Source organism: Gloeocapsopsis crepidinum LEGE 06123 (assembly GCF_015207655.1).
In the GTDB taxonomy this organism is placed as follows: Bacteria; Cyanobacteriota; Cyanobacteriia; order Cyanobacteriales; family Chroococcidiopsidaceae; genus Gloeocapsopsis; species Gloeocapsopsis crepidinum.
The window spans coordinates 1-13,688 of the sequence record NZ_JADEWN010000043.1 but is presented as its reverse complement, the minus strand read 5'-3'; the positions used below and the strand labels follow the sequence as shown (position 1 = coordinate 13,688).

Sequence of the window (13,688 nt, the reverse complement as noted above, 5' to 3'; positions counted from 1 at the left end):
GACTTTTTAGTTAATTTTAGTAAACATATTACCTCGATTTAACGCCTCTGAGTAAACTTGCGCAGTGGTTTTTTATTGTTAATTAGCACTACACAACAGTTCAAGCATGACTTTACTTATCAGAAATGAGCCAAAATAGTGTGTATTTCAAGTTACACTTCACATAAATTTTATGAAGGTAAGTCACAAAAGTGGCAACTTTCCAGTATTCTTTACATATTCTTCATAAAGACAACTGAGTGATACTGAAAATTGCATATTAACCTGTTGGTATCTTTACCGAATCCTTCATGAAATTTCTCTAGAACAGCTACATCAAAAAAAACTCTAATCAATATTTTTTGCACCATCCTTAAGAGAGATTTAAGTATAGTAAATCTGATTAGTATAGAGAAAAACACACAGCTTTTAGCTGGGAACCTATCAAGGAGCTAGCAATGTACAGAACAATCTACTTTTCTAATATTTCAGATTTTCCCCTATATTTTCTGTAGCGAACTTGCTATTTTCTGGTTGTAATTGGTGACGAGCGTGTTCTAATAGCAAGCGTTGCTCGGCGCGGGCGATCGCGTGATACGTTTGTTCAACAGCGTCTGCTTCTACAGAAATGGCAGTAATGCCCCAACGTACCAAAAAGTCAATGATTTCGGGATACAGTACAGGTGCTTGACCACAGATAGAGCAAGGAATGCGTGCTTGTTTTGCTTGGAGAATAATTTGGGCGATCGCCTGCATCACAACTGGATGGCGAGCATTAAATACTGTTGTTAATCCCAAGTCGCGATCAACTCCAAGCAGTAACTGAGTTAAATCATTTGTACCAATGGAAACCCCTTGGACGCCAGCTTTAACATATTCCGGAAGCAAAAACAACACTGATGGAACTTCTGCCATAATCCATAGCTGAAAATGTGGAGATTGAGTTAATCCAACTTGCTCAACGCGCTGACGACAAAAAACAAATTCCTCAACAGTACGGATAAATGGCAAAATTAAGTGAACGTTATCGTAACCAGATTGGTGTACAGCCGCTAAAACGGTAAGTTCCAAATCAAATAGCGTTGGATCTTGCAAATAGCTCAAAATATGATTGCGACCAAACACAGAATTAGACAGTAATTGAAACTCTGGCGATCGCCAATCGAGCGAACGATAAAAAACAGGTTTAGGCGCAAATGCTTTGACAAATTGAGAAATGCATTCTTGCCAACGTTCGAGTAATTGTTGTTTATGCTGTGGCAACCATGCTTGTAAATGTTCTTTCTCTAGCATGTTCAGTAGCATCATCTCAGAACGTAATAAACCCAAGCCATCAACTGCTAGATTTGGCACTTTATCTAACAAATGTGGCTGACTGAAGTTGACGAGGATTTGAGTTGCAATAGGCACTGTAGGAATATCAGAGGTATGCAGTGGTGGATTGATTGGTTGAGAAAATGCCTGATCTGGCTTGTTGCCAGACTGTCCTAAACGAATTTCACCGCGCCTTCCATCTAAATCAATCAAGTCATTGGTTTGAATTATCTCAGTGGCATGAGATACACTCACGACTGCTGGAATTCCAAGCTCTCTTGCCAAAATAGCACTATGCGAAGTTAAACCTCCGCGTTCAGTCACAAAGCCAGCAGCGTGTTGTAATAAAGGCAACCAATCAGGTGAGATTGTGGTGGCGACAATAATCACTCCTGGGGGCAAGTATGACGGTTTTTGTTCAAGATTGCTGACAACATAGGCAGGTGCGATCGAGTGCCCTGGTGCTGCTGCTAGCCCTTGTAGCAATGAGGGAGAAGGTGATTGAGTTCCAATTGGAACATTGTGGCATTGTGTAATGACCAACTGTGGAGTATCGGTATCTCTGAACTCAAATGCCCACTCGTAAGCTATTGCTGCATGTGTTGTGCTTGATTCTTGCCCAAGACGAATGAGTTGTTGTAATTCCTGCTCTTGCAGCGCATATTGTTGTTTGTTGAGTAAATAGACTTGCAATTCATCTTGATGAGCAAAAGGGATAAGATGTGTGAATTGTGGAGGTAATGGTAAGTCAGCAACACCATAAGCAATTGTTTTATTACCCAATTGCGATCGCACTGTGCCATTACCGACTAGATAAGAGTCGGGAATAACTTCTCCACGAGTAATTGCTAGCCCTAAACCATAAGTTGCTTGAATTTCTAACTGAGCAACTTGACACTTTAGTACGCCTGACGCGATCGCATTATGCAATGGTTGCACGAGAACAGCAATATCAAGTTGCCGTAATTCAATACCAAGATGCCGCCAATAGAATAAATTTTTAGCACTGAATAGTTGACTCCACATTTGCAGCAATTTTTGGGCGATCGCTTCTGGATTGTTACTACTTACTTGCGCTGGCAACACGTTTTGCTGATTTTGTAGTGTGTCTTCTGGCAACAAAACTTCAGGGTGAAAAATTAGGACTGGTACGTGCCAACTATTTGCCGCTACTGCGATCACCTCACTCAGATCAGTTACTGAGAATTTTTGAATTGCTTGACGTAATTTTTGTGCTACCTGCCGCAATTGCTGCCAATCATCAACATCAAGGTGAAGATAAGTATCAAACAGTTCAGTCATTTCGGATGAACTGAAAAGACGATCTGAAAATTCTCGCCCTATCTGAGTCACCACAAAAGCTGGTTTGACTGGATAGCCACGTTGTAGTAACTGGCTAAGTTGTAACGCTTGAACGCCTACTAAAGTGTGTTCCGAATGAATTTGCTCCAGCCAGTGTATTTTTTCCACATTTTTATAGTTCAAGAATTAGCAGTTACGCAAAAAAAGTGACTATGGTTGCGATGCACCCCCAAGTACTGCACTGTATATATTGTCAGTGCTGAATAATACGAATAGTCAATGTATTATTCTCCTTCGTGTTTGCTTAGGCGCTAACAGATCTTCTGTGATGACTTTTTTTTGGGGACTATTCCACAAAGGTAGTTTTACAATGAAAGTTGCTCCGCGTCCAAATCCAGCACTACTAGCACGAACAGTACCACCATGCAATTCTACCAGTTGACGAACAATCGCGAGTCCTAGCCCTAAGCCACTGCTAGAGCGAGTCGTCGCCCTTTCAGCTTGTCGGAAGCGATCGAAGACATAGGGTAAAAACTCAGGGCTAATGCCAATTCCTGTGTCGCTGACTTGAATTTCAAGGAACCGATCGATGCAATTCAGTTTGACTTCTACTTGACCACCATCAGGAGTAAATTTGACTGCATTTGATAGTAAATTCCAGATAATTTGTTGTAAGCGATCGCGATCGCCCCAAACCATTGCAATCTCAGAAGTGATCGCGCTGTTAATCTGGATGTTTTTAGCTGCGGCGGCTGGTTGTACAGAGTCAGTTGCATCCGCGATCGCTTCTGCCATGTCTACAGGGCACATCTGTAAGTCTAATTGACCGCGCATTAAGCGAGAAGTATCTAATAAATCTTCAATAAGTTGTGTTTGCACTTTGGCATTGCGCTCAATCACTTCTAAGGCTTTATCCGTCTTTGCTTCATCCATTCGGCGACTACGTAACAATTGTACCCAGCCGAGGATGGCATTTAAAGGCGTGCGGAGTTCGTGTGATACAACAGCTAAAAAGTCATCTTTCAAGCGGTTAGCTTCTGCAAGTTCTTCAGTTTGATGTCGTAAAGTATCTTCTAAGTGCTTACGCTCTGTTAAATCCAACACAAAAGCAATACAAACATTTTGAGCGCCTTCGACTGTTGCACCACCTAGTAAAACAGGAATACGACTGCCATCTTTACGAATATATTCTTTTTCAAACGGATAACAAGCTCCCAGCGTCCTAATTTCTTGACTTGCGTGCTGATCTAAATGATGATATTCAGGCGGTGTCAATGTATCCCAGCGAAGTTCTTGCAATTGATCGCGTTGGTATCCCACCATATTTAAAAAAGCATCATTTGCTTCGATAATTTTGCCGTCTAAATCAGCAGTAATAATGCCAATAATGTTAGCCTCTATTAAACAGCGAAAACGCGATTCACTCGTCCGCAGTGCTGCTTGCGATTGGTGCATTTGAGCAACAGCTGTTTCAGCTGCAATTTTAGCGCGGGCTTGCGATCGCGTTAGTCCGAATAGGACCATACTAACCGCGACTCCCCCACAGAAAATATATGGTACTAACCCTGCTTCTGAAGTATCGGCAAACTCAGGGCGTGTACTAAACACCAAACTCCAGGTTCGCCCAGCAATATTAATAGTTGTCGTTGTTGTTAAGCGCGATCGATAGTTATCGTTGTTGTCATTCGAGCTATGCAGCAAATTTTGAGGAATAATTTTGGTTCCATCATAGACTTGAAAGTCTACATAAGAGTATTGCTCTTCGCTAATCACATCGCGCAGCAAGTCTTGTACACGAAAAGGACTATAAACAAACCCCTCTAATGCGGCTTGCCTTTGTGCCACTGTTTCCAAGTTAGAACCATTTCTATATATAGGAAAGTAAATGAGAAAGCCTGCTTGCTTATAGTTATCAATTTCTTGTACAAGAGTTACTTTGCCTGATGCGGCTGCAGTACCAGTGTCACGCGCCCGTTCCATTGCTGCACGACGGACTTTTTCAGTAAACATATCAAACCCAATAGCCGCTTCGTTTCTCCGGTCTAACGGTTCAAGGTAAATAATTGAGTGATACTCGCTACGCGGGTATTCGGGGCGAATGTTAATTGGTATTCCTTGTTGACGCAGTTGGGCAACGAGGGCATTTTGATCAGATGTCGTTTTAATAGAAAAACCGATACCTTGGATTCCTGGATAGCGATCGCGTAACTCTAACTGTTGTACGTAAGCACGAAAATCCTCGCGAGTGACTTGATCGCTGGCTGCAAATAAACCGCTTCCACCCCTTAGCAGTGAGATATAAGTATCTAAACTATTTTTAATATCATCTTTGGTAAACTCAACTGCATTGTCAAAACGTAACTGGTCTTTCGTTCTCGCTGTCAGTGCAACGTAAAAAGTCGCAATTGCAGTAAGTAACAAGGTTACTACCAAGACAAAATAAGGAATCCAAGTGCGACGCGGCTGGCGTGATGATGATAAATCCGGTTCCATGTAAAAATTTTACTTGCGCAATCCACCTTAGTGGAACTACTCATGACTCGCAAAACATATGCGGATGAGTTGAATTATGAGCCTAATACTTTAATAATATTCGTTATATGTAGATTAGCTAACTTGTGCCATAAATCAGCAACAACCAGTAAAAATACATTGCTAAAAACACTCAAGACAGGATTTACAAGCTAGCATACAGAATTTGCGATCGCGTACCCCTAACACTCAAACCTCTTCTATCGGCATAGTTCTTTAGTCGTAAAAAAGTGATTCATTCTTATGTATAAATTAAATTTGTAACTTCAGTTGAAATTGAAAAGATATTGACAAGTACTTACTTTGTTTCTCCTAATGACATACCGAGTGTTGTTTTTAGAATATGTGTTGCGCTGATTGTAGGAGCAATCATTGGCTTAGAGCGCCAACTGCGTAATAAACCAGCTGGCTTAAGAACTCATATGCTTGTGAGTTTTGGTTCTGCCTTATTTGTGCTGATTCCACTGCAAATGGGCATACACTCAGATAGTCCTGATGCGCTCAGCCGTGTTATTCAAGGCGTTGCGGCTGGAATTGGTTTTCTCGGTGGTGGAGAGATTTTACGAGCTACGCGCGATCAGGATGGCGAACTTGCTGATATTCGCGGGTTAACTTCTGCTGCTGCGATTTGGGTTTCTGCGGCTTTAGGAGTTGTGTCTGGGTGCGGATTGTGGCGATTAAGTTTAATTAGCGCGATTCTCGGTTTACTCGTGCTGAGGGTTTTTAAACATCTTGAACGAAGACTTCAATAGCAAAACTTGTGCTTATCTTGTCTAGCCACTCGCGATCTCTCCTGCTTGAACGTGAAGAATTTGAGATGCTTTGAGCCACTGAGCATCAAATGATCCTAAGTGGGTAGTCGTAATCAAAGTTTGAAATCGATCTTGAATGGCATCAAGTAACTGATTTTGACGATGAAGATCGAGTTCAGCTAAAACGTCATCGAGTAGGAGTAAAGGTGATTCCCCAACCACTTCTTCAATTAATTTCAGTTCTGCTAATTTAAGTGCGAGAACTAAAGTTCGTTGTTGTCCTTGAGAACCGTAGGCGCGTGCTGGTGTTTGGTTAATTGTTAGTTCTACTTCATCACGATGAGGACCAACTAATGTTGTTCCTTGGTGTTGTTCGGCGATCGCTCTACTGGAAATCTTTTCGATAAATGCTTGCTGTAACTCATCGAGATGCTCGTCTGCTGTGACTACATTGGGTGCGTATTTGACTTGCAAAACTTCAGTGCTACCACTAATACTTTCGTGCCAATTAGCCGCAACCGGAGCCAAAAGTGCGATCGCCCGCGATCGCCTTCTAATCACTCTAATGCCTGCACTGACTAATTGCTCATTCCAGACTGTCAACTCTTCTGAACTCTGTTCATCTGAACTCTGAATTTTTTTTAATAAAGCGTTGCGCTGTCGTAACACCTGGTTATACTGTTGCAAAATGTGGGCATAAACAGGCTCTAGCTGAATTAACAAAGTATCCAACCAAGTGCGACGCTGATCGGGTCCGCCACGAACTAAATCCAAATCAAGACTAGAAAACTGTACCGCATTAAGAATGCCCAAAAAGTCCATCTGTCGTCTAATGTTTTCGCTGTTGAGCGCAACAGTTCGTCTTCCATTACGCCGGAGAGTGAGCGATAAGTCAGTGATACCAGTTTGACGCTCTAATGTAGCACTAACTTTACTCATCAATTCTCCTTCACGAACCAAATCGCGATCGCGTGTGCTGCGATGCGATCGCAATGTTGCCAGCAGTTCCACCGCCTCTAATAAATTAGACTTACCTTGCGCATTATTCCCGACCAAAATTGTTTTTGGAGCCAAAAAATCAACCCACTGCTCTTGATAGTTACGAAATTGCTGTAGATGTAAGGTTTTTAGGTACATAGTTATAAAAGAAGCAGGGGAGCAGAGAAGATGGGGAGTTATAAGTTATGAGTGTTGAGTGTTGAGTCGTGAAGTGTTGAGTTAAGAAAATTCTTTTAATAAATGCCTCCGGCACCTGCGCTTTCCAAAACTCACCCCTCACTCCTCACTCCTCACCCCTTTTCACAATCCGAAAGAATAACTTTTCTAATTCAACCCAGACAAAGAGTAAGGTACTAAAGCCAAAGCAAATTGCGAGTTCTAATGGACTGAGCCAAAAAGTATCAAAAAATGCTCTAAGTGGTGGAACATACACGAGCATAAGTTGCAATATTGTTGTTACTACAACAGCTGCTAGCAAATAGTGATTTGAGAAAGGATTTAATTCAATTGCCAATCTTGTGTTAGAACGAACGGCTATTGCGTGACCCATCTGTGCTAAACACAAGGTTGTAAATACCATCGTTCTCCATGTCCCAGGATCGCGAGGATATTCGGGTGTATGCGTATGGTAATAAGCCCATACCATCAAGGCAATCGAGATGATCGCAAAAACGATGCCGATGCGCACCATGTAAAAACCCAATCCTCGCGCAAAAATACTTTCGCGCGGACTAAAGGGAGGGCGTTTCATCACGTCTGGTTCAGCGGGTTCTACTGCTAAAGCAAGCGCGGGTAAACCATCAGTCACCAAATTCATCCATAAAATTTGTAGTGGACTTAACGGTACGCCACCTAAACCGATCAAAGGTGCAGCCGCAATGGTTAAAACTTCACCAATGTTACTGCCAAGAATGTATTTAATAAATCGGCGAATGTTCGTATAGACAACTCGACCTTCTTCGGTGGCGGCGACAATTGTTGCAAAGTTGTCATCAAGCAGTACCATGTCGCTTGCTTCTTTGCTGACATCGGTACCAGTAATTCCCATTGCAATGCCGATATCGGCTTGTTTTAATGCAGGCGCATCATTGACACCATCACCTGTCATTGCCACAAATCTACCGCGTCGTTGTAGCGCTTGAACAATGCGTAATTTGTGTTCTGGAGAAACTCGCGCATAAATGCTGACGAGATCGACTTGTTTTTCAAGTTCGGGCTGGCTAATGTGTTCTAACTCTTGACCTGTGAGGACGCGATCGCTCAACTGGGCAATGCCTAAATCGGCGGCGATCGCTTGTGCGGTTAATTGGTGATCTCCGGTAATCATCACTGGACGAATTCCAGCATCGCGACAACGGGCTACGGCTTCACGGACTTCTGGGCGGGGTGCATCAAGCATTCCGACTAATCCTAGCCAAACTAATTCGCATTCGGATGTGTTTTCGGAACCTTCATCGGGTAACGCGGTGAGTGGCTTGTAGGCAAAACCTAGTACTCTCAACCCTTTACCTGCCATAGCGTTATTTTGTGCTAAGATTTCCTGGCGTTGGGCTTCCGTCAGTGGTGTCGAGCGATCGCCACGATGAATCTGAGTACAACGCGCTAACGTTAGCTCAGGTGAACCTTTGGTAAACATTAAATAAGGTGCAGTATCACCAAAAGCTATAGAACCCTGTGCTTCGTCCTCGGTACTACAAATAACGCTCATGCGCTTGCGTTCCGAAGAAAAGGGAAACTCTGCGACACGCGGTAATCGCGCTTCCCATTGGTCTTTTTCTATGCCTGCTTTACCTGCAAGCGATAGTAGTGCGCCTTCGGTGGGATCTCCTAAGATCGTCCACTGCGATTGTTCTTGCTGCAAAACGGCGTCGTTACATAATGCGCAAGCGATGAGTAAAGCATTGAGTTCAGGATGTTCTGCAACTTCTATGTTTTGACTGTGTAATAGAAATTGCCCGCGAGGAATATAGCCTTCGCCAGTGACTTGAAAGTATTTATCGTTAGCATAAACTGCTTGCACCACCATCTTATTTTGTGTCAAAGTGCCCGTTTTATCCGAGCAAATCGTCGTGACACTGCCTAAAGTTTCCACGGCTGGTAGTTTGCGAATCAACGCTTTGCGGCGTACCATGCGCTGTGTTCCGAGTGCTAAAGTAACAGTAATGACAGCGGGTAAACCTTCGGGGACGACAGCGACTGCCATACTCAGCGAAACTTCCAGCAATTCATTTAGGTTGCTAAAGTTGAGGTTGGCAAGATCGAAATTACTGTTTTGCAGGACGCCACCTACGACCACTAAAGCCACTAAAACCAGCGAACCACCAACTAGCACATTCCCTAGCTGCGACATCCGCTGCTGTAAAGGCGTTGGTTCGCTTTCTACCGACTGAATCATCGCCGCAATACGTCCGAGTTCAGTCTGCATCGCAGTGCCTGTAACAACCACCTTAGCGCGTCCTTGGACTACTTCAGTGCCTTGAAACACCATGTTAAGGCGATCGCCAATTCCCGTATCTTCCTGAAGTTGAATATCCGCTTGTTTTTCCACGGCTTGGGCTTCTCCGGTAAGCGCGGCTTCGCGGACTTGTAAGTTTTGTTCCTCTATTAAGCGTCCATCGGCGGCTAGCTGTACGCCAGCCTCCAAGAGCATAATATCTCCTGGGACAAGTTCTTTAGCTTCGACTTCAACAATTCTGCCGTCACGCATCACGCGTACTAACGGGGCAGAAAGACTCTTAAGCGCAGCTAAGGCTTTTTCGGCACGACTTTCCTGTAGATAGCCAAGGATACCATTGAGGACAACAATTAAACCAATCGCGATCGCATCTTTGGGAAATTCATTACTCTGTAAGTCTAAAAATGCTGATATGATGGCTACCGCAATCAGCATCAATAGCATAATGTTTTTGAACTGATCGAGAAGAATCACCCACGAACTACGACCGCCTGTTTCTTGCAGTTCATTGGGTCCGTATTTTTGCAATCGTTGTTGTACTTCTTCTGCGGTTAAACCCGTCGAGCGATCGCTTGCTAATAGTTGTAAAGACTTATCAACATCCAAGGCGTGCCATACAGATGTTGATTCAGGCAGAGAATGTGCAGACATGAAATAGCTCTCGGCAAAGGAGTATAGACATTAATCATAGATTAGCGACTACCTGTGAGCTATGTGTATAGTCACTTGTTTTAAAGCGTCACTCTAGACTTAGTTCTTTAGCAAGAAGCGAAGGTAAGCGATCGCGATATAGTCTAGATAAACTACTTAAAAATTAATACTTTAGATAAATAAATGTAATGTAAAGACTGGTCAATGGTCAATGATTTTTGGTGAACTGCTACTCACTATCCAACCAGCATAAAAAGATATCATTTCTCATCATGCCCGCTTAAGTATTTGGTAGTGTTCCTGCTAAACAGTCAAAATTTCTGCTACAGATTTAGGATTAGACTCAGTAGGGGTGTATTGTTCTACTCAAATCCTTGTAAATCAAAACATCCAAGCATTCAGCAAAGGCGTACTCATTGTGTCTATGATTGCAACACCCACTTCTTCTACCAACTCTTTATGGCGCACAATCCGACCAATCGGTGCTGCGACACTGCATGGCATCGCGTTCGTAGATGGCAAACTTATTGCTATCGATACGATCAAAGGTCATTTACTAGAAATCGATCCTGCTAATGACAATACAACAATTATTAATCCTCATGCTACTGCTGAATTTTTAGATGCGACTGGAATAGCGCTGTGGGAGAATACACTGTGGTTAACGCGGGAAAACACAGTTTACTGCTGTCAATTTGGTGAGTTTAAGTTGCAAGAATTCGTGACTTTACCATATCCTGCAAACGGTGTTGCTGTGTGGCAAGACACAGTTTATGTGACTTGTCAAAAGATGGGTGACATTCTGATTTTTGATCGGCAAACAAAAAGTCAAATTACTCAATTTTTCAGTCCAGGAGTTGGTGTAGAAAATATTACAGTTTGCGATGAAGATTTATGGGTTTGCGACACGACTGAACAAAGTGTTTATTGTCTTGACCGTGCTACCGGAGACATTAAATTTAGTGTATTAACTCCGTTTGCTTCTCCTACAGGTTTAGCATTTTATCGCGATCGGGGTAATGAAACTCTTTATGTCGCCTATGCTGATGAAGAAGCTTATCTTCGTGATAACCCAAATGCAGAGCCATCTCACGAATTAACTTATCGCGATCGCACATTTATTCATCCTTTAGACTATTACTACAATCCTACTGAGCATTTTGCCCTCTCCAATGGCTACTTACTGGAGATGATTTATACCGAGGAAATTGCCCCGCTAGAGGATGTTTCTGCTTTGCCGCAAGTAGAATGGCGCATTGCTTTACCAGCGGAAACTGATCGTCAAAAAGTCAAACACATTGAACCAGTCGGTTTACCCTTCACAGAAGAAGTCGTTGAAGGACAACGAGTAGCAGTCTTTAAATTTGATACTCTTCAACCCAGCGAAAGACACATCTTTGGCTGGAAAGCATTAATCGAAGTACGCGGAATTAAGTATCGTTTAACTCCCAGAGATGTTGAAGATCTCCCCGAATTATCTCCAGAATTTCAATCTCGCTATTTAGTAGATGATGACGAGTTAGCGATGGATCAACTAGTTGTCCGTCGTGCTGCGAAAGAAGCTATAGGAACAGAAACAAATCTTCTTCGTAAAGTTTATAAAATTCGTAACTATGTTTACGATGAACTATCCTACGGAATTAAACCACATATTGATACACCTGATGTCGTTTTAGATCGCGGTATTGGCTCGTGTGGCGAATATGTTGGTGTCTTACTTGCATTATTGCGTCTTAATGGTATCGCTTGCCGGACAATTGGTCGATACAAGTGTCCGCCGTATGCCGAACAGCAAGGGATTCCGCTGCAACCAGATTTTAACCATGTTTGGCTAGAGTTTTATGTACCAGGACTAGATAAGTGGCTACCTATGGAGTCTAATCCTGATGATGTGGGAGAAAATGGCCCTTATCCTTCACGCTTTTTTATGGGATTAGCTTGGTATCACATAGAAATTGGTAAAGGAATACCGTTTGAAACGGTCACTAGTAAAGGTTTACCACTAGAAGAAATTTCGCTTGGTGATATTGCGATTAATCATATCCGTTTCACCATTGTTAAAGAGTTGCTACCTGAGTAAAGTACAGCAGCGATCAATTGGTTCATCATGCGAACAAGTACGGTAGGATCAATTGTAAATTTGAATTGCTCTTACCCCTTACTCCATACCCTTCACGCTAGATTTTGTGTTAAATTAGCAGCCGTGAGTCAGATTCGGTTGAAAGCTTTGTTTTTGCTACAGAACGTTTTTTCTGGGTTGACAGGCATATCTCCGGAACTGGAGCTTTACAACGAAATTGATTTTTTGGAGATATTGAATGTCGATCTACGTAGGTAATTTATCCTACCAAGTTACTCAAGAAGATATCCTTGCAGTTTTTGGAGAGTACGGTAACGTTAAACAAGTTCAAGTTCCTACTGATCGTGAAACAGGTCGTCCCCGTGGTTTTTGTTTTGTAGAAATGTCTTCTGAAGCAGAAGAAACCGCAGCGATTGATGCTTTAGATGGCGCTGAGTGGATGGGACGTAGCTTGAAGGTAAACAAAGCCAAACCCCGTGAAGACAGAGGTAATCGTTACAGAGACAATCGTAGTGGCGGTGGTAATGGCAAATTTTCGCCGCGGGGACGCTATTAGGACGTGAGAGGTGAGGGGCAAGTGGTTAGTAATTAGTTTTGAGTTTTGTTAGCGTAGCGGTGCCTTAGCACCTTTTGAATTTTGAGTTCTCAAGAGTGTTAGATTTTGAGTTTTGAATTAAAAGAAGTGTCTTAACTCATAACTGAACACTCTTAACAAGTAACTCTCTTAACTCATAACTCCCCAGCTTCCTTTGCTTTCTCTGCTCTACAATTGACCTCTGATCCATCTTTAAGCTGAACTTTTAGATCGACCTAAAGCAGCACTACAATTTAGATTAGTTGTATTCAAAAAGGAGCAATAATGACCCAAGTGGTTTTAGGAGAAAATGAGGGTATTGACTCAGCTTTGCGGCGATTTAAACGCCAAGTTTCAAAAGCTGGCATTCTCGCAGATGTGAAATATCATCGGCATTTTGAAACACCCCAAGAAAAGCGCAAGCGTAAGGCAGTTGCAGCTCGACGTAAAAGACGTTTTAGATAAGATTATTACCAGTTGTGCTTGACATCGTTCAGTTCGGCAAGTCACTGGAATAACATCAAAAGTATTTATTGATGTGAGCAAGCGGACTTTGTCACTGTACACAAGTCCGCTTTAGTTCTTGTTATGCTTCTAAGTTTTTTTTCCAACACTCAAAATTGCTAGAACAAGTAAGAAGTTAGTTAATATACCTCTTGCATGAATGCGAGTGCGAATGAATTCGCTGCTAGACAAACGAAGTCCACCTCCGTGGACTATACGGGTAAAGCATGCCTTACTCCCTCAAAACTCAACGGGCAAGAAGGCAGCATTGCCCCTTAGTGTGTGGAGGCACACTTTATTTTGATAGCCCCGACTTCAGTCGGAGGGCATCTACGATTCATGCAAGATGTCTAGTTAGTGACAACATTGGAACCTCTTGTTAATTCATCGACTAGAGAAGGGGCTTGAGGCTGCCAATTTACAGCCTATTGCAAGTTTATGAGGTACAGTAAGAGGAGTACACAAATGAAGTCTAATGAAACCGTACTCGCTCGACTTGCGAGAAAAAATAGTTAAGGCATACACACAAGGTGACACCTCAATCAG

Annotated in this window: 8 protein-coding genes; 4 read left to right on the top strand and 4 right to left on the bottom strand. The window is 42.7% G+C overall.

All coding sequences use genetic code 11. The features are described from left to right. Window positions 1–459: 459 nt before the first annotated feature. Window positions 460–2,763 carry a putative PEP-binding protein gene (locus IQ230_RS16600; protein WP_193933275.1) on the bottom strand — a complete coding sequence of 768 codons (2,304 nt, stop codon included), beginning with the start codon at window positions 2,761–2,763 and terminating at the stop codon, window positions 460–462. 108 nt (window positions 2,764–2,871) lie between these two features. After that, a complete protein-coding gene (locus IQ230_RS16595) occupies window positions 2,872–5,088 on the bottom strand; it encodes a CHASE domain-containing sensor histidine kinase (RefSeq protein WP_193933273.1) in 2,217 nt (738 codons plus the stop codon). 326 nt (window positions 5,089–5,414) lie between these two features. Here IQ230_RS16595 and IQ230_RS16590 point away from each other — a divergent pair, with 326 nt between their 5' ends. Beyond that, entirely contained in the window at window positions 5,415–5,879 is a 465-nt protein-coding gene (locus IQ230_RS16590; protein ID WP_193933271.1) for an MgtC/SapB family protein, read from the top strand. A 21-nt stretch (window positions 5,880–5,900) separates the two neighbouring features. Here the strand turns inward: IQ230_RS16590 and recF are convergent, their stop codons facing one another. Together recF and IQ230_RS16580 are read right to left on the bottom strand one after the other, a co-directional pair. Further along, window positions 5,901–7,016, bottom strand: a complete 1,116-nt coding sequence (gene recF / locus IQ230_RS16585; protein WP_193933269.1) for a DNA replication/repair protein RecF — start codon at window positions 7,014–7,016, stop codon at window positions 5,901–5,903. Window positions 7,017–7,161: 145 nt separating this feature from the next. Next, window positions 7,162–9,984, bottom strand: coding sequence for a cation-translocating P-type ATPase (locus IQ230_RS16580; protein WP_193933267.1), 2,823 nt, complete (start codon window positions 9,982–9,984; stop codon window positions 7,162–7,164). A 424-nt stretch (window positions 9,985–10,408) separates the two neighbouring features. On the opposite strand from IQ230_RS16580, the gene IQ230_RS16575 reads away from it, so the two are divergent. From IQ230_RS16575 to rpsU, 3 genes are all read left to right on the top strand, one after another. Further along, window positions 10,409–12,064, top strand: a complete 1,656-nt coding sequence (locus IQ230_RS16575) for a transglutaminase domain-containing protein (RefSeq protein WP_193933336.1) — start codon at window positions 10,409–10,411, stop codon at window positions 12,062–12,064. A gap of 238 nt (window positions 12,065–12,302) precedes the next feature. Next, a complete protein-coding gene (locus IQ230_RS16570) occupies window positions 12,303–12,620 on the top strand; it encodes an RNA recognition motif domain-containing protein (RefSeq protein WP_193933265.1) in 318 nt (105 codons plus the stop codon). Between the two features lie 303 nt (window positions 12,621–12,923). Continuing rightward, window positions 12,924–13,103, top strand: coding sequence for a 30S ribosomal protein S21 (gene rpsU, locus IQ230_RS16565; protein WP_015188793.1), 180 nt, complete (start codon window positions 12,924–12,926; stop codon window positions 13,101–13,103). Window positions 13,104–13,688: the final 585 nt, after the last annotated feature.